At 55.9% G+C, this 20673-nt stretch carries 18 protein-coding genes and 1 pseudogene; 3 read left to right on the plus strand and 16 right to left on the minus strand.

Features of this window, described 5'->3' with window-relative positions; genetic code table 11:
• Nucleotides 1-61: 61 nt before the first annotated feature.
• The 13 genes and pseudogenes from nadC to KIH45_RS17725 form a co-directional block, all read right to left on the minus strand.
• Nucleotides 62-928, minus strand: coding sequence for a carboxylating nicotinate-nucleotide diphosphorylase (gene nadC, locus KIH45_RS17665; RefSeq protein ID WP_213177324.1), 867 nt, complete (start codon nt 926-928; stop codon nt 62-64).
• Nucleotides 925-1602, minus strand: coding sequence for a hypothetical protein (locus tag KIH45_RS17670; protein WP_337925507.1), 678 nt, complete (start codon nt 1600-1602; stop codon nt 925-927). The genes nadC and KIH45_RS17670 overlap by 4 nt, the downstream gene beginning before the upstream one ends.
• A gap of 190 nt (nt 1603-1792) precedes the next feature.
• The gene (locus KIH45_RS17675) at nt 1793-2173 is read right to left on the minus strand and encodes a nuclear transport factor 2 family protein (RefSeq protein WP_213177325.1); all 381 of its coding nucleotides are present in this window, start codon (nt 2171-2173) and stop codon (nt 1793-1795) included.
• On the minus strand, nt 2170-3222 hold the full coding sequence (locus KIH45_RS17680) for a zinc-dependent alcohol dehydrogenase (protein WP_213177326.1): 1053 nt from the start codon (nt 3220-3222) through the stop codon (nt 2170-2172). Before KIH45_RS17680 ends, KIH45_RS17675 begins: the two co-directional genes overlap by 4 nt.
• A 157-nt stretch (nt 3223-3379) precedes the next feature.
• Entirely contained in the window at nt 3380-4615 is a 1236-nt protein-coding gene (locus KIH45_RS17685) for a M24 family metallopeptidase (RefSeq protein ID WP_213177327.1), read from the minus strand.
• 42 nt (nt 4616-4657) lie between these two features.
• Nucleotides 4658-5335, minus strand: coding sequence for a hypothetical protein (locus tag KIH45_RS17690; RefSeq protein WP_213177328.1), 678 nt, complete (start codon nt 5333-5335; stop codon nt 4658-4660).
• 48 nt (nt 5336-5383) lie between these two features.
• Nucleotides 5384-6103: an SDR family NAD(P)-dependent oxidoreductase gene (locus KIH45_RS17695; protein WP_213177329.1), complete on the minus strand. Its 720-nt coding sequence runs from the start codon at nt 6101-6103 to the stop codon at nt 5384-5386.
• 180 nt (nt 6104-6283) lie between these two features.
• Entirely contained in the window at nt 6284-6586 is a 303-nt protein-coding gene (locus tag KIH45_RS17700; protein WP_213177330.1) for a hypothetical protein, read from the minus strand.
• Between the two features lie 621 nt (nt 6587-7207).
• A complete protein-coding gene (locus tag KIH45_RS17705) occupies nt 7208-7606 on the minus strand; it encodes a VOC family protein (RefSeq protein WP_066763442.1) in 399 nt (132 codons plus the stop codon).
• 314 nt (nt 7607-7920) lie between these two features.
• Nucleotides 7921-11358, minus strand: coding sequence for a CHASE domain-containing protein (locus KIH45_RS17710; protein WP_213177331.1), 3438 nt, complete (start codon nt 11356-11358; stop codon nt 7921-7923).
• A 307-nt stretch (nt 11359-11665) separates the two neighbouring features.
• Nucleotides 11666-12781, minus strand: a pseudogene (locus KIH45_RS17715) (IS3 family transposase); the annotation flags it as partial.
• Between the two features lie 207 nt (nt 12782-12988).
• The gene (locus KIH45_RS17720) at nt 12989-13657 is read right to left on the minus strand and encodes a response regulator transcription factor (RefSeq protein ID WP_213177332.1); all 669 of its coding nucleotides are present in this window, start codon (nt 13655-13657) and stop codon (nt 12989-12991) included.
• A gap of 18 nt (nt 13658-13675) precedes the next feature.
• Nucleotides 13676-14329, minus strand: coding sequence for a response regulator transcription factor (locus KIH45_RS17725; RefSeq protein WP_213177333.1), 654 nt, complete (start codon nt 14327-14329; stop codon nt 13676-13678).
• A 56-nt stretch (nt 14330-14385) separates the two neighbouring features.
• On the opposite strand from KIH45_RS17725, the gene KIH45_RS17730 reads away from it, so the two are divergent.
• A complete protein-coding gene (locus tag KIH45_RS17730) occupies nt 14386-14763 on the plus strand; it encodes a hypothetical protein (protein WP_213177334.1) in 378 nt (125 codons plus the stop codon).
• A gap of 9 nt (nt 14764-14772) precedes the next feature.
• Here the strand turns inward: KIH45_RS17730 and KIH45_RS17735 are convergent, their stop codons facing one another.
• Nucleotides 14773-15405 carry a PilZ domain-containing protein gene (locus KIH45_RS17735; protein WP_213177335.1) on the minus strand — a complete coding sequence of 211 codons (633 nt, stop codon included), beginning with the start codon at nt 15403-15405 and terminating at the stop codon, nt 14773-14775.
• 744 nt (nt 15406-16149) lie between these two features.
• Here KIH45_RS17735 and KIH45_RS17740 point away from each other — a divergent pair.
• Complete coding sequence (locus KIH45_RS17740) at nt 16150-17658, plus strand: putative bifunctional diguanylate cyclase/phosphodiesterase (protein ID WP_213177336.1); 1509 nt, start codon at nt 16150-16152, stop codon at nt 17656-17658.
• A 213-nt stretch (nt 17659-17871) separates the two neighbouring features.
• On the plus strand, nt 17872-18276 hold the full coding sequence (locus KIH45_RS19560) for a PilZ domain-containing protein (protein ID WP_213177337.1): 405 nt from the start codon (nt 17872-17874) through the stop codon (nt 18274-18276).
• Nucleotides 18277-18590: 314 nt separating this feature from the next.
• Here KIH45_RS19560 and KIH45_RS17750 read toward each other — a convergent pair whose 3' ends face one another.
• Together KIH45_RS17750 and tnpC are read right to left on the minus strand one after the other, a co-directional pair.
• Entirely contained in the window at nt 18591-19229 is a 639-nt protein-coding gene (locus KIH45_RS17750) for a plasmid pRiA4b ORF-3 family protein (protein ID WP_225900027.1), read from the minus strand.
• A partial coding sequence (gene tnpC / locus KIH45_RS17755; protein ID WP_225900028.1) for an IS66 family transposase occupies nt 19226-20673 on the minus strand: 1448 nt, incomplete at its 5' end. The genes tnpC and KIH45_RS17750, both read right to left, overlap by 4 nt.

Here is a 20673-nt window from a genome sequence, read left to right on the forward strand (position 1 = left end):
CCCTAAACGCGCCGCCCCCGACCGGGGTCAGCCGTAGGGTCGATTCCGTATTTCATGCCGTTCAGGCAGTCGTGTAATCCAAACCGATGTCCGCGGCAGGAGCGCTTTGCGTAATGCGGCCAACCGACACGTAATCGACGCCGGTTGAGGCGATCTCGCGAATTGTCTCGAGGCGCACCCCGCCCGAGGCCTCGATCGGCACTCTGCCGGCGACAAGCCGGACGGCCTCTCTCAGCACGTCTGGCGGCATGTTGTCGCATAACAAGCGTTCGGCCCCGGCACCGAGGGCCGGTTCGATCTGCTCAATCAGGTCCACTTCCACCTGAACCTCCAAGCCGGTGTCCGCCTCACAGGCCGACCGCACCGCCGCCTCAAGCGATCCGGCGATGGCAATGTGATTGTCTTTGATAAGGATGCCATCATCCAGCCGCATGCGGTGGTTCGTCGCGCCGCCAACGCGCGCCGCATACTTTTCCAGAACGCGCAGACCGGGAATGGTCTTGCGGGTATCCAGCAAAGTGCAGCCCGTGCCTTCAATCTGGTCCACGTATTGCCGGGTCAGCGTGGCGATCCCGCTCAGGTGCTGAAGACTGTTCAGCGCGGAACGCTCTGCCGTGAGCATCGGCCGGCCGGCCCCTTCAATGCGCAGGATGGGATCGCCGGGCTTCAGGTGCGCGCCATCTTCGGCGCAGCGTTCGACCACGACATCCGGATCGAGTTCACGAAAAAAGGCTTCCGCCAATGCAACGCCGGCAAGTACGATGTCCTGACGCGTCGCGATCTCGGCCCGCAGGCGCGCCTCGGCCGGGACGGTTACCGCGCTTGTCACGTCTCCACCATGCCCGAGATCCTCGGACAAGGTGGCAGTCAGAAAGTGTCGCAGGCCTTCCTTCTCGAGACCTGCGACGAGGCCGTCTGCGTTGTTCATTCGGCAGGCTCGCGGCTCTTGCTGGTAGCCCCGGCGCGCTGGGCACGTTCCTCGTCCGAGATATTGCGCTCTTTCCAGTCTTCGCCCTTGGGGACCATGCCCTGGAAAGAGATCAGCTTCGACTGCGGAAGGACATCATCGCCCGCACCGATCGCCGGCTCGCCATTCGCGACCGCCTGTGCGGCGCGGTACATCTGGGTGCGGAACGTGAAGATCGCCTTGTCGCTGGTACCAAGGTTGTCTTCGCTACGATCGGCGATCTTGCCCATCGATTCCCACATTGCCATGTCCTGACAGGGGATGCCGTAGATGCCCGTGAAATCACCGGCCTTCATGGCATCGCGGTCCTGCAGGTAGTTGTTCTCGTAGTTACGGACCTTCTTGAACGTGACCGGTTCGACATCCTTGCCAACCTCGGCCCCGCAGAATTTGCGCCATGCGTCCTGACCGATGCCCTTCTCCGGGTCCTCGCTCCACGCGATCCAGTAGAAATAGGTGTTTTCGTCATCAATCGGGATCAGCAGCTGGCTGAGGTGATATTGATCATTCGACGGGATCACCGCCGTGAACGGCGCGATGAACAGCGTGGTCCGCACATAGTCCTGCTTGTCCGCATCGACCACCGGCTTGCGGATCGCGGCATAGCGGAAGCCGAAGCTGGCAAATCGGTTCACCAACCTCCGATTTGCCCCGCATCGGAAAATGCAAGTCAATGCGGGGTCAGCCTCAGCCATTCGATGATCGAAGCGTCATCCTCACGCCTGTGACGTTCGTGAGAGTGGCCCAATCCGTTCGAAGCCGGGGATGTATATCAAGACTGCGAGCCTCATGATCTCGGCACCCGGCTGGCCGAAACCCGCCCGATCAGAGCGGACGCAGGTCGTAGCGGCTGACGTAACCGTCGGTCAGTTCGAACCAGACCATGAAGTGCTTGTCAGGACCGGGGCCGCGAACAGCGCCGAGGAAAGCCCCTTTGTCGCCTTCCATGACCATCTCGCAAACGTGGTGCGTGATCTTCGCATCCTTCAACTTCTCGACGCGCGCGCTCAGCAGGTCGTGAACCGCAGCGCGGCCATGGATGCGGCTGGGCTCGCCGCGTGCGAATTCGTGGTGTGCCCAGACCTGGGCGTGGCTCCAGTCCACATCGGGGTGAAAGGCGGTGACGGCGGTATCCATGTCGCCCTTGTCGACGTGGCCGTAGTAGATGTTCTGAAACAGGTGGTGCGCGTGGGCCTTGTCGTTCATGCGATCTCCTCGGGTGTGCTGATCCTGATCTGGGCCGGATTGACGAGGCCATGCCGCCCCTTGTCGAGTGTCATGGCGAAAGCTTCCGGCAAGGCCTCGATCCCCTCCAGCGTGCAGCCGATCAGCGGATCGAGCGCGATGCGCCCCGTGCCAACCAGCACGACCGTCCGTTCGAACAGAGAGCGAGTAAGGATGGCAGGGAAGCTGAAACGGATGCTGCGGAACCGGAAATCGGCATAGGGCAGGACGGCGGCATCGCCATCGAAGGCAAGACCGATCACCTGTCCTTCGGGCCGCGTCATCTGTGCGGCCTGGACCATTCTTGCATTGCCTGCCAGCCCGCGCGACACGGGGCCGCCCGCACATTCGAAGACGATGTCCGCACCGCGCCCGCCGGTCAGTTCCAGCACGGCTTCGACCGGGTCCTGCTCCCTCGCGTCGACGACCGCGTCGGCGCCCAGCTGCAATGCCAGTTCCAGAGCCTCTGCCCGCCGCCCGACCGCGATCGTGCGCCCCGCGCCGGCTGCGCGCGCGGCCTGAAGGCAGCCGAAGCCCATCGCGCCAAGACCGATAACGACGGACGTGTCCTCAAGCGTCGGGCCAGCGGCGTGGGCCGCGGCGACGCAATCGGTCAGCGCCTGTATCGCCGCGGCCGCACTATCGCTGACCGATGGCGGCAGCCTTGCCAGCAGGGTTTCGGGAAATACCCCCTCTTCGGCAAAGGCGCCGGGATAGTCGAAGCCGACGATGCCTTCGGGATGCGACCCGCGAGCAGTGACCCGGTCGCCGACGGCAAGGCTTGTCACGCCTTCGCCTAGTTCGACGACTTGCGCGGAAAATTCGTGGCCGAACAATTGCACCGGCCCTTCGCGAAGCCGCCGCGCAATGATGTCGTGGCCATAGCTGCGCTCACCCTGAAACAGCAGGATTTCGGTGATGCTGGGCTGCGCGGTCAGGATCCTGACCCGCACCCAGCCGGGCTTGGGCCGCGGATCGGGCACGTCTTCAAGGCGCATGTCGCCATAGTCATGGGTTACCCATGCCCGCATCGCGATCCTCTCTCTTATCGCGGCGCAGTATATGAGGATGGTTCAATAACGCAAACGGCGCTGTGTCAGGTGATCTTCAATGCCTTCAACTGATCGCCGATCGACAGCCAATCCACATCGCCCTTTCCCAGCTTCGCACTTGGCGGGCGCGAAGGCATCAAATCCTGATAACTGGCTCCGAGGTGTCATTCAGCACCTCGCAACCATCCTCAGTTATCAGCCAAAGATCTTCTAAATGGACCGTTCCGCCGATATCCGTTTCGAGAATGGGGCAATCGACGCTCAGGATCATGTCCTTCTCGATAAGATGATCATCTTTTGCGAAATGAAGCACATCGCCCTTGAACGCTTCGTCGGTGTGAAACAGGCCGATACTGTGCGGTGAGGACGGGGTGGCCATCTTCAGGCCAGCTTCCCTGATGGCGTCCCGCCCGGCCACCATGACATCATGATATCGAATTCCTGGACGCAGCGTACGGGCAATAGCTTCATTGGCCGCCGCGGCCGCTGCCATCGCGCTTCGCATAGCGTGATCGGGTTCGCCAACGCATACTGTGCGGCCGAAATCACCGTGATAGTGCGCATAATGGCTGACGGCATCGATCATGAAGGAGCGTCCCTCCCTGATCTTGCCGTCGCTGTTTTCGAAAGCGACGCTATCGATCATGAGAAACAGAGGGATACCGCCTCGCCTTACCGTCTCTGCGTAATATTCCGCCCTCAGATCATCGTAGCTACAGCCCGCACTCATTTTCTGGACGCTTTGAACCGCCGCCTCGGCATTCGAAACCGCAGCACGCCGCATGAGCGCTATCTCTTGTGGCGACTTGATCATCCGGATCCGGCGCAGCATCGGGTCTGCCAGGCACCACTTGAAATCATCGTTCAGCAGGGCTGGAGGCAGAGCGATATCATAAGCGACCATTCCACCAGCCTCGCCACCCGACAGCGCATCGCCAAGCGCTTCACGCATACCAGCATAGGCAGGGTTGCGCTGTAGCTGCTGCAAGGTGCTGCTTCTGGTCAGGCGCTCGAACGGATCGGGCGTCCCTCCGGGATAGGGATGGAAGAATGTCGGCGGTGCAGCGCCACCTTCGGGTTCAGGGGACGGCGAAGTGTAAAGGTAAATGGCGAGCGGGCCGTCAGCCCCCGCTTCGTCCAGATCGAACAAATAGTGATGGAACTGCCCGGTTATCAAAATGACCGGCGCAGTCTTACGTGCAGGAACGACGGCGAGTGTCGTGCCCAGTTGCCCCATGGCCACCGTCTGCGGCCAAAAGCCGGTCGCGTGATAGATATTCGTCGGATCGCACAGGACCATCGCGACCACGCCATTGGCGAGCATGACTTCTTCTGCACGTTTCCGGTTCATCAAAGGAGTGGGAAGGCTCATGCAACGCTCTTTCGATCGGTAAAAACCACGATTTCCCAGCTCTTAACTGAGCTCGGCCAGTTCGTAAGTGACTGGATCGCTGGCACCTTCGAGGCGCAGGGGGATGAAAGTGTCGCGAAGCACCCAGAAATGTGATGGCGTTGGTACGACATCGCTCCACTTCACGACGAAATGTTCGCCGTCAAAATCGCCTGCCGGCACGCCAATACGCTCGGTCCCGACGTACTGGATTTGGGGCTGTACCACGAAAACCTCGGACGTTCCGCGCCCATATCCGTCGAGTGAATTTGCCAGGCACGTCACAGTCTTCCACGCGCCCGGATCGCTGAAGCCGCGGGCGGCAGATACCATGCAGTCGCTCAATATGAGGTGGATCCCGAGATGACCGATCGCATCGGGCGCCTTCACGGTCTGAGATGCTCGCCCGCTGTCCGGCCCGAAGGTTTCGAACTCTGCATTCTCGCCGTCGATACGGAACCAACTGTGCGCTACGGTACGGCCGGCCACGGTTTCTCGGGACAAGCCTTCAAGGGGCGCCATCTCCGGCGACATGGACCAGTTTCCGTCCCGAAAAATGCCGAGATCGTCCATTTCCTGGCACGCGCGATAGGTTCTGCCCCCAGCGAACTCGGTGATCGAGAAATTCTCACGCCCCCAATTGCTGCCGTCTTCTCGGAAATAATCGAGGCGACCGTGTAGCGTTCTGGGAGAGCTCGTCATGCGGTTATCCTGGTGCCTCGTGTGTGCGGGAATGCGTGTCCTTTGCCCTCAGACCCACTTGCCTGCGGTATAGCCGCCATCGACAGGGATGATCGCGCCGGTCACGTAGCTGGCGGCGTCCGACATCAGGAATGCAGCCATGGCAGCAACTTCCTCGGGCTGACCGATCCGGCGTAGCGCGTGGGCGGAAAGGTTGTCTTCCAACAAGCCTTCGTACCCCTGCCCGGTCAGCGGGCCGAGGATCGGTGTCTCGATGATGCCGGGGCAGATGCAATTTACGCGCACGCCATTGTCGCCAAGGTCCACGGCCATCGTGCGTGTCAGGTGCACGACAGCCGCCTTGCTGACGGCATATGCCGCACAATCGTTGCGGGCGGTAATTCCGAATGTCGAACCGACATTGACGATCGCGCCTTTACCGCGCGGCTTCATTGCGCCCAGCGCGGCCCTGCAGCCAAGCACGGTTCCGCGCAAGTTGACGTCGAGCACGCGGTCCCAGTCGTCCATCGTGATTTCGTCGACCGCACCAAGTCCGCCGATGCCCGCGCAATTGATAAGGCCTGCGATCGGACCGTCGCTTTCGAGACGCTGGACGAGATCGGCCCACGCACCTTCGTCGGTCACATCAAGAGATTCTAACTCAGGAGCGTCGGCCGAACCCGCGACGTCTGTCCGCACGACTTGCCAACCCTGATCGGCCAATGCGTCACTGACCGCCTTGCCGATGCCTGAGGCCGCACCCGTAACGATGACCGATCCCCAAGCCACAGTCAGCGACCTGCCCGGAAAACTGGGTTGCCGCTATTTATCAGTGCGATGCGATGGTCCATTCAGGTCAGATCCGTTCTATTTGCTCGCACGATGCTGGCACAGCGCTTCAGCGCCGCCGCATGAGGACGCCGAGTTTCTCGCTCTGTGGCCATCTATCGGTTGGCGGACACTTCGCGATCAGTTGAAAACGGGAAATTCGATATCCGGCATCTCCGCGGCGCTTAGTTCGGCCGTAATCAGGCGCGCGGTCGCCTTCATGTCGCCGACATAGCGTTCGACTGCCTCCCCCTGTTTCATGGCCGCGGCAAAATAGATCAGGCTAAGCGAGGCCTCGAACTTGCCGTCGCGAAAAATCGGAACGGCGATGGAAGATGTGCGCCCCGGCGTAAGGTTGTGCTGCCCCGCATCGCGCCCCTCCCCCTCCGTTGGGGAACCATGAGCAGCCCATAAAAGACAGGATGAGCCCCGTGCAGCAATCACAGGGCAAACAGATGATCGTAGAAAGGGCTCTTGCCCACTCAGACTTACTCTCAACCGCCTTGAGCTTTCGAAAAGCAAAAATTCATTTTTATCGCTCGAGCATATGTTGTGCCAATCGCGCCAACAACCCACCAATGTGATAGAAACCCGATGCCCCCGTGGCTGGAACTTGGTGTGACCCTTGGTCGGAGCGCCCACGCTGCCCGCTTTGTGAACTGATGACCTTAACCGCTTAATATCATGTTGGTAGACAAAACATGTTGCGAGACAAAAGAATTCTTCCATTTACACACGTAAAACTGCGGGATTCGGCGCCAGCTTTGATAAAATAGTTTCTCCAAAAACTAGAACAGAGTAGGATCATTTCGCCAAAGCAATGCCTGAACGGTCGCGTTTGTGACAAAAAAGATATTCCAGTTTCGACCATCGCGACCCGCAGAATTCCTCGTCTCTTGCCTTTCACACGCTTCTGTTTTGGCATGTTGAAACCCCGAAGCAGACAGTCAGCTTAAGGCTACGTGGATTGATAGCCCTACGTCAGCAATGGGGTGGAAAGTCGACATTCACGGGATCGCATGATCGAGGTCCGCTAGGTTTAGAAGCAGACCCGTGCAGGACGGATCAGGCAGGAAAATGAATTCCGCACAGTTTGTTGCCGTCGGGATCACGAAAATAGGCCAGTTCGATGGTGCCCATAGATGCAGTTTCGCGCGGTCCGGGTGGAGCTTCGATCGAGGTTCCGCCAGCGGCAACGGCGGTATCGTGAAGCTGCTTCACCTGCTCGGGCGAGTCGCAGGAAAAGGCGACGGTACTGCCGTTGGCGACGCTTGCCGGTTCGTCGTTGATCGGCTGGCTGACAATGAAGTTGGTTCCGTTGCCGTTATTGTAGATCAGACGTGTATGGCCGCTGTCGGCGATGTTCCGCGTACCTTCCCCTGCACCCAAGATGCCGAGCACCGTGTCGTAGAAGCGCTTGGATCGTTCAATGTCGTTCGATCCGACCATGGTGTGAAAAAGCACGCATACTCTCCTGAAGGCTGATCAACTTCCGATCGCCATTAGCGGTCTCACCTAACAGGCACGTAACCCGCAGTCACCCCCGGCCCTCGGAATGTCCGCAATCGGGTCGTTTGCTGCCGGGCAGCTTTTTTCAAAGTTGGACGAAAACCGGATTGTCGGCAAACGACCCGCCCCAGTCATTACGGACCTCCTCGTGATCGCCTGAGAGCAGATTTGGCCCCAATCAGCTGTGGATCCGATTGTTGAATTCACCCGCCGCCATTCCCCGCGCGATGTGTTCGACGGCCACCTGAGCTTCTGCTCAATCCAAATAGCTATTTCAATATTTGCAGTGACGAGAAGCGCTCCTGAAGCGCGCTGAACACGGCAACAACCTCTCCTGCATCTAACCCAGCTTTGAGATTTTCATGATGTATTCGACACAACTCGCCGACTGAAGGTTCACCAAAATAAGCAGCGACCCCAGCTATTTGATGCAGTTGATCACTAACCTCCTTTTTCCGCTCTCCAGTTATCGATTCCGCTTGCAGCGCATCTTGGATGACTTTGAGTGTGCCAGCGATCCTCTCTGCGAACATCGACTGCAGGCGCGGGTCAATGGGCTCTGCAAGCTCACGCCCCATCGCGTTATTATCCTCATCGTTCGATTTCGGAGTCCATTTCGTGATAATAGAACGAAGTGCCTCAAGGCGTATGGGCTTCGCGAGATGTGCTTGCATACCTGCATCGGTGCAACGTTGAATATCATCTGCATACGCGTTAGCGGTTATAGCAATGATCGGTAATGTTTCTGCGCCGATCCCAAATTTCCTAATCTCCGCACAGGCCTCTAGCCCATCCATTTCGGGCATTTGCATGTCCATGAGGACCATATCGTACGGTTTGTCTTTGCGCGCCGCGTCGATGGTGGCATCGACCGCCTCCTTACCATCCTTAGCAACAGTGCAATGATGGCCTGACTTTTCGACCATCGACTTAATTAGAACTTGGTTGATCGGATTGTCTTCAGCCACCAAAATATTCAGTCGCTGTTGCTGGGGAGAATCACATAATCCTTCGCCGACCAATGGCGCAGATTCGCTTCCTTGGGCGTTGCATTCGACAAATGGGAGATCGAGAGTAAAGCGAGCCCCGAGCCCAAGAATACTGTCAGCGCACAGTGAACCTCCCATAAGCTCTGCCAGTTGCGCACTAATGGGTAACCCTAATCCAGTTCCTCCGTAGCGCCGAGAAGTCGTTTCGTCCGCTTGGCTGAATTTATCGAAGATCCGTTCCAGCCGATCCTTGGGAATGCCTACGCCAGTATCCTGAACAACAATACGCAAATCATTAGAACCATCAAACTCACCACGCCGTAGTGACGCTGAAATTCGCACTTCACCCTTTTCAGTAAATTTAAGTGCGTTGCCTACTAGATTGAGGACAATCTGCCGCAATCGCATCTTGTCGATAAGGACGGCTGAAGGGATGGATGGGTCGACTTCAAGAACTAGAGAAAGATCCTTTCTCTCCGCGACCGGCTCCATGAGGTTTTGGCAACTTCGAAGGGTATGTCGAAGGTCTGTAGGCTCGTTGACGATCGCCATCTGCTTCGCCTCGATTTTGGCAAAATCTAACAGATCGTTCAGAAGCCGAAGCATCGCTTGGCTAGATTCTGCGATCATCCGCAGACGCCTCTTTTGTTCAGGATCCTTTTCTTCCGCAAGCGCCAACTCCGCAAATCCGATAACACCGTTCATCGGCGTGCGGATCTCATGGCTCATGTTTGCAAGAAAACTTGACTTAGCTTTGTCAGCTGCGCGTGCATCTTCGATCGAAGCGGTCAGCTGCGACCGCATTAACGTCTCATCGGTTCGATCAATTATCACTCCAATAAGAGTCGGATCTCCCCGAAGTCCCATCCTTTCGACGCGCCCGCGCACCTCGACGTGCCGCACCTCGCCATTCAAAGGCAACAGCCGAGCTTTGAACTGGTACGACGTGTGAGAGGCTTTCGCCTCATTGATTGCGTCCTCTACGAGACTTCTGTCCTCCGGATGATAAAAATCGATCGCATTTGCTAGATGCGGTGTCTTTCCAGGCTCTAGCCCATGAAGCCGGTGTACCTCATCAGACCATCGCAAGGCGTTAGTTTCGAGATTGAGCTGCCAATGACCAATGTGTGCCGTAGCCTCTGCCAACTCAAGCATCCGGTTACGCTCCGCAAGTTCTGCAGTCGCCTCACTGACCTCACGAACAACGTGACTTTCTCGCCTAAGAAAAGTAACTAATAGTGCACCGAGAAGAAACGTTATTGCCAAGCCACTAACAAGGACAACAGTAGGGGCACTCGAACTCGATCGCCTCTCAAATGCGGGCAGGCTCTTCCAGCGCAACAAGAATGGTTGCCCTGCCAGTGTAATCTCTCTCTGAATTGAGAATTGTGAGGCCTCATCAACGCCATCAGATGCGTATAGGAGCTCATGCCGACCGCCAGCACCATGGTGGAGTACTTCAAAGGCGAAATCCGATCCTTGTTGCGGCGTCAATGAACTAAAGAGCTCTTCAGCCACGAGAGGGGCATATATCCATTGGCCTGTGGGGCGCTCGCCCGCACTAAAAACAGGACGAATTAGCAAAAAGCCAGCCCCTTGGCGCGTATCTTGCACTAGCACGATCGGACGCGTCAGAACGGCCGTTCTTTGTGTTGTAGATAGCGCTATGGCTTCACGCCGCCCCTCTTCAAATGCGAGGTCTAGGCCGAGAGCAGCCAAGTTTTCGGACAGCGGTTCGATTCTTGTTATTACAAAGTGCTTTTCCCTCTGTACGCGAGGATGAACCTCAAACCTCGCGCCATATTCATTGGCAAACCGATCGCGGAATGTTGAAAAATTTTCTTCGGCGACCTCCTCGAATATGCCGAAGCCACGCATGCCAGGATATGACTGCTTGATATTCATCCGTTCTACGTATTCGCGCCATTCGGAAGGCCGTGCGCCTCCAGTCAGAGCGACAAAACTCGAGCCACTTTCGAGCGCTCGCTCATAAATCTGCAGGCGGTACCGCAATGCCTCGTCGGTGTTCGCCGCCATTTCCGAGAAGTCTTCATCCGCTTGACGGTACTCTCGCTCAGAAAGAAACTGCCAAGCGTAGAAGGTGAGGAGCAATGTTACAGCAAGGCTGGTCGCAACCCACGGACTAGCGCCTTGGAGTTTGCGTCCCGACCAGAACAGAGAGATTGGCGACCAACGTGAAAGTACAAAAACAGAAAAGATCAACGCAACGCCGAGTACGTCCCCCGAGAACCAAGTGAGCCAGTTGTCTAGGAGCAAGTCCAGACCGATTGCAGCGGTCAGGAGAAGAGCCGCTACGCCGATGGTAGGAGCAATAAGGCACGGCAGAACAATGACCTTAAAGGTGACAGAAAGAGTTTGCCTATAATCTGAAAGGTCAATGCTATCGGCAGAACGCCTGACCAGCCATGATCCAACATATGCCTGCAGGGTGCCACCGACGCCTATAATAGCTGCGGTAGCGAACAGCACGAGGCTTTGCTCAAAGGGAAATGAGCTGTCGTAAGACCTGACTGTATTGAAGAGAAATGAACCAAGCCAAATTCCCGGCCACAAATTGTTACCCCGGAGTAGCAAGGCACAAAAAGCGACGCCAGATGCAGGCCAGACGATAGTCGCATAGCCGGGGGGCACCGCCATGGAGATACCAACATATCCGGCAACGAAATACGCGGCTGCTAACAGAACAATATCACGCATGACGATCGCGCGGAGCCCCCGCCAAACGTTAGCTTTCGATTCAATTTGCCCCATAACTCTCGAGATCGCGCGCAAAAAACGAACGACAGCTAATAATGCGAGAGGGTTAATAAGTCTAAACGAACATTGTGGTCAAAAAGACCACCGCCGCTTCGGCGATCTTTGCAAGGCAACTGCCACGCTTCGCCAACCTAGGGCCAATTGCCGGAACTGGACCAGCGATGGAAAAACTCTGAATTGCTACCCAAGCGCATTTATTTACGTCAAGCCCCCACCCTGACGTGCCCCCCCCCAGCTTGCCCCAAGCGAGCCGTGCAGTTGTTTTGCGCATGAGCGCGGTTGAGGCAATGGCCTGCGTAGCGGAGCCCGTAGCGCGTAGCGAAGCAGGCCATTGCTTTTCCAGTTTGGCGGCGAATGCCGCCGGGGTTTCGTAGTCGAGAGAGGAATGCGGCCTCTCCCGGTTGTAGTCATCCACCCACGCGGCGATTTCGACCCGTGCATGTGCCATGCTGAGGAACAGGGTCTCATTGGGAAGCTCGTCGCGCATTCGTCCGTTGAAGCTCTCGACATAGCCATTCTGCATCGGCCTTCCCGGTGCGATATAATGCCACTCCACGCCGATCTCGCCGCACCGTGCCAGCACGGCTTTGCTGGTGAGTTTGGTGCCATTGTTGCTGGCGGTCATGCCGGGCTTGCCACGCCGTTCGATCAGCTCGATCAGCTCGCGCACCACCCGGCGACCCGAGATCGTTTTGTCCGGCACCGCTGCCAGGCACTCCCTGGTCACGTCATCGACCATGTTGAGCACGCGGAACCGTCTTCGCGAAGCCATTTGGTCGTGAACGAAGTCTAAGGCTCCAGCGCTGGTTCGGCAGCGCCGGAACCGGAGCAGGTGCTCTCGTGCCGACAGCACGCCTGCGGCTGCCTCTTCGCCTGACCGCCAGCCCTTCCTCACGGTAGAGCCTCCGGGTCTTCTTGCGGTTAATCATGATCCCCTCCCGGCGCAGCAGGATATGCAGACGCCGATAGCCGAACCGGCGACGCTGGTTGGCCAGTTCGCTCAGCTTCTCGCGCAGACCAGCATCATCGTCCAGAGCGGAACGGTAACGTACGCTCTTGCGACCGGCTTCGATGACACGGCGCGCCCGCCGTTCCCTCATCCCGTGACATACCTGGAGATGAGCGACAACTTTCCGCTTGCTGGCGGGCGTCAGAACTTTTTTGCCAGAAGATCCTTCAACGCAGAATGGTCCAGCATCGCATCGGCCAGAAGCCGTTTGAGCTTCGCGTCCTCGGCCTCGAGTGTCCGCAGGCGCCTCGCCTCGGATACTTCCAGCCCGCCATACTTGGCCTTCCAGTTGTAGATCGTTACCTCGGATACACGATGCTGCCGAGCCAGGTCGGCGGTCTTCACGCCGGCCTCCGCTCAAGCCTCATTGAAAAAATTGTTTTATCGAAAAAATATGAGAATTGCATTTACCCAAGCAACGATTACTATCGTAGCAATTGTAAATGCCTCCCAGTTATTTCTAAGCAACTGCCACCAATCTGAAAACATTTTTTGGACCCGCTAAATTTTTTCAATGTCCCTAGTTGCCCAAAGCGACATCTGCTTACTCTAAGATGCAATTCAAGCGACGTTATATTCGTAGTCACCGGATCCGTCAGCCGCAGACCGTGAGATTATGGGGGATGTCAAAGTCCATCCAGCCTCTGCCGCCATTCGCACCGCCACAATCGAATTTACACCAAGCTTCTTCAACATTTTGGTACGATGTGCATCAACAGTTTTGGGGCTTAATCGCAATTTCTCCGCGACCTCTAATGCTGTTCGCCCTTCGCACAAGCCCATGAGGACCTCAATCTCACGCGGCGTCAAGACTTTCAGAGCTTTCTGTGACCGACTGCGCTTTTGAAAATAGGAAAGGTCCGAAGAAGGCTTCGCATACTTGTTTATGAAATCGTGGGGGGATCCAATATCGGAAAATGGATATGCCAAATAGGCAATCGCACCGTCCCGAGAACAGCGCACGACCCTCTCGGCACATATCACCTCCGAGTAGAGAACAACTGGAGCAAATTCCCCGTAAACAAGGAAAATCTGGATTAATTTCTCAAAATTTCCCTGTTCATCACTAACAAGATATAACTTTGCTTTTAATGGATTAGAACCGATTTCGTCAGCGCAATCAAGCGGATCGACCCTAAATTGATTACTAAACATCTTTCTAATTTCAGATCGACGCCTATCATCACTGTCTATAAGTATGACTGGAGCGTCAAAATCGGTTGCAACCATTAATTTCAGACCTTCGAACTATAATTCTTCAAATTGAGAATAAATACTGATAGCCTGAGTACGGCGCTTCACTCCCAAATTCTTAAAAATTGAATGCATGTGACTTTTGACCGTAGCCAACTTGATCGACAGATCTCGGCCAATTTCTTCATTGGAAAGGCCTTTGCTAGCGAGATGTAAAACAGCCAGCTGGGCTTTTGTAAGGTTGCCTATCGGACATTCTGGAGCTGGGTCCGCAATCTGCCCTTCGGAAAATTCCTTCCCGCCTTCGACATCTAGCCCAGTATAAGTGGATAAGGGGAACCACTCCCCACCTTTTAGAACGACATCGATAGCTTCTGCCATTTCCGGAAATGAGGAGCGCTTCTCGATAAAGCCCTTAGCACCCACCTTCTTCGCCCAGAGTGGCAGCTCAGATTGCTCATCGCCAGTCACGGAGATTATGGGAGTGTCTGTCAGGGCAACCAGCTTTGTTAAAGTGTCCAAGCCAACGCTGTCACGTAGACCAAGATCCAGCAGGATCAAATCCGGCTGACCGCGTGAAAGTTCTACGACGACACCCGCCAGGGTATCAGTGACACGCACCTCTGCGTTCCCGGCAACGCGCGAAACCGCCATTTGAAGGGCCGCGACACACATTGGATGATCATCTGCTATCAGAACTTTAACCATTTAGGGCCCTTACTCCACTTCCCAATCGTCCTTCAAGATTTGAGAAAGGCCATCCCTTGCAAGGCTCGAACACAGACCATTGCCGTGCGCTCATTGACGCCAATGTGATCAAGCAACATTGCGAGTTTCTCGACGAGAATGAAATGCTTCGCCTCGTCGAAGCTTTTAGAAATGATTTCGAAATCCTAGTCGCCTCACCGTTCTTCGGAAACGACATGAAACACTCTATAACGGCAGATGAAGAGCATTCTATCCGTGGCTCCGCTGGTATGATCGGAGCGCGATATATTGCGGAAAACATAAAATTTCTTACGACACCAATCTCGCACGCGGCCAGTAGCAAGTTAGAAGTTATCCGATTATCAAAAGAATGCATTGAACAGCTAAATAAAGCCGTTCAATGCATATATCGAGAATCTACGGGTGATATTTGACTGGCCGCCCTAGGCTGCCAGCGCCGTGCTTGCGGACTTAGCCTGCCTGACCGCATTAAGAATTTCAGAAAGCTGCTTGATGTTTAGGCTTTTGGAAAACTTAACACCAAATGATTTCGGTCCTACCCAGCGCACCGTGCAAGCAACTTCACCCACCGATGCAACCTTGATAGTGCAAAGCGAACCCACCTTAAGGTCAGCTGGTATGAGGCCGTCAATCTGCGCGCCCGAAAGCGAGATATTCGATACGACCGACGACTTGGCCTGCCCCTCAATCCATGCGGTGGATGCAAGTTCAACAGGGATTCGAATGCTTCTGTAGCTGTTCCCGCGCTCAAAATAGCGCTCAGTATACACAGAAGCCCTCGCAACGTTTCGAATGCCGTAAAGCCCTCCCTTACGCCAAAGAATATGACCTTCGATCGCGCCCCTGACACCATCGTCGTAGATGATTGAGGCTCCATCCTCGAAATCACCAAAAATCTCGATCTGCGCGCCATATTCAGAAACGTTTCGAACTAGACCAGGATATAGGCACTCGCCGATCTCTAAAGCGCAGGGTCGGTAGACTGTAAGCGTCCGACTATCATCGTCGCGACGGCGTTCAACTCCGGGAAAAGACGCATGGTTTTGAAAAGTCATTGCTCGGCCTCCAATAAGTGTTGGCCTGAAACTGATACGGACCGCCCTACCAAATCGTTAATATGCAAACTTAAGTTGTAGGCCTTTAGTTTGAGATATTGATTTGTCGCGGATTACCGAAACCTCTAAGGTAAACAATCCATTGACAGCTTCCGTCGCCGTGCCGCGATACACCCGGATCGTGATCGTTTTTCGTCATAAATCCCGTCGAAGCGGGCGACCGGATGGTACTATAGCCCGATTCGGTTTTGTTGATGTTGAGCATCGTGGTGAGCGGCGCATCAGCCGCTCTCAGAATTGCTTATCAATGGAGTTACCTTAACGCAGCGTAGTGTCAGCAGCACTCGGCAGTAGAGATATGACGCTTCGGTGGGTCCTTGAACAATACCGCGATCTGGGTTGACCAACGGCCAAAGCCAAAGACACTCATAGATAAAGGAGCCCCCGCCGGTCTGGCCATTTTCCAGACGGGAGCGTCCTCACCCCGCTGAAGATTTCGAATGCCTGATCGCGACTTCGGCGAGGTCCGAACAGCACTTTGAAATCCGCGCCCTCAATGCCAGACCCATTGCCCGCGCCTTAAATTGCCGACGATTGAGCCAGCGGCATCCCTAAAAAATCAAACTTTCCGCCCAAGATCAAACTTTAAGCTCAAATTTACCATTCCAGAGTCAGAGAAGGATCGAGAACTGCACTAGGGGCGATATGCAAAATACAAAAAAAAGAATGGTACGAGCCGCCAAATTGGATGCGCTTGCCATCGGAGCGGTTGCGATAGCCATCTACGCGCTGTGCGTGCAGGTTGACGCATTTGATCATCTCGTCGAGCTATCGCAGGAGCACGAAGCGTGGGAATTTGACGAAATTTTTGCGACGCTGATGATTCTTCCCGTAGCGATTACCGCTTTCGCGGTTCGAAGACTTAAAGATGCCCTTCGAGAACTAAAGAATCGTGTGGAAGCGGAGCGGATCGCAAATGATTTGGCATTACGCGACCCCCTAACCAGGCTCTATAACCGACGGGGATTCTCTCGGTTAGCTTACGAAGCTGCGACAGCAGGAAAGCAAAGTCCTTTCTTGCTCGCGCTAATCGACCTGAACCGATTTAAGGCAGTGAACGATCTTCGGGGCCACGCCGTTGGTGATCAACTATTGATCGCCGTTGCGGCACGACTCTCAGAACTCGGCCCGCCGGATGCGACAGTTGCGCGCCTTGGTGGTGACGAGTTCATTATGCTTATCCCGGAGATCAGGACGGAAGTCGAAGAGCGAAAAGCCTTAGAGATGATTTCGACCAGTTTTGGACAGCCATTTCGTCTCGGCCAACATGTTGTGCGGGTTGGCGCTAGTATTGGAGCTAGATGGGTTTGTGAAAACTGGACTAACGTAGACATCCTGCTGAGCCAAGCAGACACTGCACTTTATAAGTGTAAGTCGAAATTGACCAATGAGTTCATCACTTTCAGAACCAGCACTGAGCAGCGCAGACTAGACAGCAGCTCCTTGGCCGAACAATTGCAGCACGCTGCTAGTGGACCGAATATTTCCCCGCACTACCAGCCCTTAGTCTGCCTAAAAACAGGGAAAAATTTGGGGTTTGAAGTTCTCGCACGCTGGCGCCTAGACGATGGATTTTTACGCATGCCCGATGAATTCATTGGGATCGCCGAAAATAACGGAATTATTAATGAATTGTTTTTTAATATCCTTCGCCAAGCATCTCGTGAGATTAGTTCCTGCCCGGAGCAATATTCACTCTCTTTGAATCTATCCGCTACTCAGTTCGAGGAAGATTCTTTGGTGAAAAATATTGTGACCGTACTAGCGGAGGCCGGAATTTCGCCTGAGAGACTCGTCATCGAAATGACTGAAAATGCAATAACATCTCAGATCGATTCTGCCACAAAGTTGATCCACGAGCTAAATTGCGCTGACATTAAAGTCGCAGTCGATAATTTTGGCGTAGGGCTATCATCAATGAAAATCCTGAGCGACTTCGATATTCAAATCATAAAAATAGATCGATCTCTGGTACACATGTTGAAGTCAAATGAAAATCAACAAAAAGTAGTGCGAAGCATCACTTCGATGGCGCACAATCTTGGATTGAAAGTAGTAGTGGAAGGAATCGAGGATATTGGCACCGCAGATTGGATATCAGAATTAGGATGCGACATTGGGCAGGGATTTTACTTTGGACGCCCGTCCGATAGCGCAAAAGGCGGATCGCACCAAGTCTCGATCGCGGCGTAGATGCCTGAACGAAAACCCAAAAAGCCATCTTGCGCTCGCTATCCATCCCTGGAGATTGCACAAAAATAGGCAAAAAATTACAGTTAATTTGTCATTTAGGCTATTCGTCGAGGAAGTTTGAATACGTCTAAATTATTGTAATTTAAATCGGAGCTGCGGAAAGATACCGCTGATCTCGAATATGCCTTCGGTCAAATTCCTGAGAGTAACGAAATGCAAGCAATTCGCTCACCTTCAAAAACAATTGTCGTAAGAGCGTTCGACCGCGTACGCTCGGACCGACTGCTGGAGGGACGCTCTTTCGGCCGGCAGTTCAATGCTCGCCTCTGTGATATATCAAAAGGCGGCTGCAAGCTTCAAACGTCTCAACGGTTTGACACAGGCGTGTACGTCAATTTGAAGGTCGATGGCGGCATTCGGTTCTCTGGGACTGTCGTTTGGCAAAAAGAGCGCTTTGTAGGAATCAAATTTGACCAAATTCTTCATGAAGCGGTCGTCCATTTCCTTAGCTTCAGTGTTGAAGCACATCGCGCATCAAGTCCCAACATGATCGATAGATTTGGACGCTCCCTCCCCAAGCTTAAACGGAATTACCGACCTAGCCTTTGCCCGGTGTAACGCGACCAGATCTCAGGTTGGCGTACTTCTGGACCGATAGCCGAGCTCGTTAGATGGCAGTGCCCAACCGCCTACCTAGCTTGGCTATCATTAGCCCCTCTAGCGGCTACAGATTGGTCTTGCCTCTGCGGGACAAATCATTCTGCACTGACAGAACTCTGATCTTTTTTCGAAATTATCAGAAATCTCCGCCAGTGGATGCATCAACAGCAAGAGCCCGGTTAAGCTACAAGCACCTAATCTAAAGAATGGCCATGTTGCGCAAAGAGCTGGCGTTTTATGGTACCCATCCGGTGAGGACCGCAGCGTGATGGCTAGGAGCCCTTTTTCGAGATGATGCGCTTTGCGGCGGCGTTGCGTTTGGCGGCGATACGGCCGAGGGCGACCTGGATGGGGAAGATATCCAGTTCCTCCGGGTCGTAATCGTCGAGCCATCGGCAGATGTCAGCATGTTCCTCGTGCGTGGGATCGGACCTGGCATCGAGCATTTCGTAGAAGCCGCTAATCCCGCCGCAATCTTCGGGCGGGCAATTGCGCTCGCCGGTGATGAAGCGCGGGTAGGCTATGGCCGGGTCGCCCTGGCGAACATCACTCAGGGTCAGCGTGTGCTGCCAGTCGTCACCAAAGTCGTAGGAATAGGCGATCGTGGTGGTGCCCGGGGAAAGGACATCACGCAGACGAACCCGCGAGGCATTTTTGGGCGGCGGAGTGCCCCAGTCGTCATCCATCGGGATACCGTATGCCTGGCCGTCGATCATCATCTCCCAGAGATGATAATCGAACCAGCCCATCGCGGCCTGGACGATATCATGCAGGACCTTGAGGGTGATCGAGGTCGGCACTTCGACCTGCCGCCAGATCGGCGGATCGCTTTCCTTGAGGTCGATGCGCAGCGTTGCGATTTGCGTGAAGCTGTCGATGGCCGTGGGCCTCTGCATGGATCGAGCGGTCATGCCGCCTGCGATAGCACTCCTGCGTTCGCACGCCAGTTCCAGGGCAGCAGTTCGTCGATCCGGTGGGCAGGATGTCCGGCGATGCGCGCGAGAACATCGGCCAGCCACGCCTGCGGATCGACGTCGTTGAGCCGGGCCGTCTGGATCAGCGTGTAGAGCACGGCCGCGCGCTGTCCGCCGCGGTCGGAACCGCAGAACAGCCATGCCTTGCGGCCAAGCGGCACGCAGCGCAGCGCCCGCTCGGCAGCGTTGTTCGTGATGCAGATCCGGCCATCATCGAGGAAGCGGCTGAAGGCATCCCAGCGCCGGAGCATGTAGTTGATGGCCTTGGCCAGATCATGGCTGCGCGACAGCTTCGCGAGCTGCGCGGTGAGCCAGGTGTGCAAATCCGTCATCAGCGGCGCGCTGCGTTCCTGCCGGAGTGCAACACGCTCGCCTGCCGTCTGGCCATTGATGCCGCGCTCGATTTCGAACAGGGCATCGAGGCGCTGCACGGCCTCCAGCGCGATCGGGTAGATCATGCCGGTGCGCTCGCCGCGGCTTCTTCTGCGTGCGGCTCCCTCGACATCGGCCAGTTCGAAGAATTTCCGGCGTGCATGTGCGAAGCAGCCCGCCTCGATCACGGGCGCCGGCTGACGACCGGGCGCGTAAAGCTCGTTGTAGCCGCCATAGGCATCGGCCTGCAGAATCCCTGCCCAGGACGCCAGATGCGCCCGCGGATGCTCGCCGCGCCGGTCGCGCGAATAATGGAACAGGGCTGCGGGCGGATCGGAGCCAGCAAAGGGCCGGTCATCGCGCACATAGACCCACAGGCGCGCCGTATCGGTCTTGCCCTTCGCCATGACCGGCACGGTGGTATCGTCGCCGTGCAGCCGGGTTGCGGCCAACACATGGGCCTCGATCCGCCGGTAGAGCGGCATGAGGGCGAATGTTGCGGCGCCGACCTGATCGGCCAATGTCGAGGTGCTGAGCGCTACGCCTTCGCGGGCGAAGCGCTCGGCCTGCCGGTTGAGGGGCTGGTGCTGACCGTACTTCTCGAACAAGAGCATGGCGAGGAAGCTGGGCCCGGCCCATCCGCGCGGCACGACATGGAACGGCGCCGGGGGCTGCGTAATCGTCTCGCAGTCCCGGCAGGAGAATTTCTCGCGCACCGTCTGGATCACCTTCCACTGGCGCGGGATTACTTCCAGCGTCTCGGTGATATCCTCTCCCAGCTTCGACAGGCGCGCGCCGCCGCAGGACGGGCACGAACAGGGCGCGGGAATGACGATGCGTTCGCGGGGCAGATGTTCGGGGAACGGCTTGCGGCTCGGGCGCTTGCGTTCGAACGCGGCGACCTCGCTCGTCTTCGCCGCAGCGGCTTCGGCTGTCAACGGCGGAGCAAAAGTCGGCCATTCGGCGGCGTAAAACCAGGCCATCGTGTTACATGCCGGGGGGAGTGGCG

It is taken from the genome of Croceicoccus gelatinilyticus (genome assembly GCF_018398395.1).
In the GTDB taxonomy this organism is placed as follows: Bacteria; Pseudomonadota; Alphaproteobacteria; order Sphingomonadales; family Sphingomonadaceae; genus Croceicoccus; species Croceicoccus gelatinilyticus.

Bases quoted from the DNA above. Each gene is read 5' to 3' on its own strand.
- KIH45_RS17720 (WP_213177332.1), bottom strand. From the start codon at position 13,657: ATGGTTGCAACCGATTTTGACGCTCCAGTCATACTTATAGACAGTGAT.
- KIH45_RS17725 (WP_213177333.1), bottom strand. From the start codon at position 14,329: ATGGTTAAAGTTCTGATAGCAGATGATCATCCAATGTGTGTCGCGGCC.
- KIH45_RS17735 (WP_213177335.1), bottom strand. From the start codon at position 15,405: ATGACTTTTCAAAACCATGCGTCTTTTCCCGGAGTTGAACGCCGTCGC.
- KIH45_RS17710 (WP_213177331.1), bottom strand. From the start codon at position 11,358: ATGCGTGATATTGTTCTGTTAGCAGCCGCGTATTTCGTTGCCGGATAT.
- KIH45_RS17690 (WP_213177328.1), bottom strand. From the start codon at position 5,335: ATGACGAGCTCTCCCAGAACGCTACACGGTCGCCTCGATTATTTCCGA.
- KIH45_RS17680 (WP_213177326.1), bottom strand. From the start codon at position 3,222: ATGCGGGCATGGGTAACCCATGACTATGGCGACATGCGCCTTGAAGAC.
- KIH45_RS17750 (WP_225900027.1), bottom strand. From the start codon at position 19,229: ATGACCGCTCGATCCATGCAGAGGCCCACGGCCATCGACAGCTTCACG.
- KIH45_RS17685 (WP_213177327.1), bottom strand. From the start codon at position 4,615: ATGAGCCTTCCCACTCCTTTGATGAACCGGAAACGTGCAGAAGAAGTC.
- KIH45_RS17675 (WP_213177325.1), bottom strand. From the start codon at position 2,173: ATGAACGACAAGGCCCACGCGCACCACCTGTTTCAGAACATCTACTAC.
- KIH45_RS19560 (WP_213177337.1), top strand. From the start codon at position 17,872: ATGCAAGCAATTCGCTCACCTTCAAAAACAATTGTCGTAAGAGCGTTC.
- nadC (WP_213177324.1), bottom strand. From the start codon at position 928: ATGAACAACGCAGACGGCCTCGTCGCAGGTCTCGAGAAGGAAGGCCTG.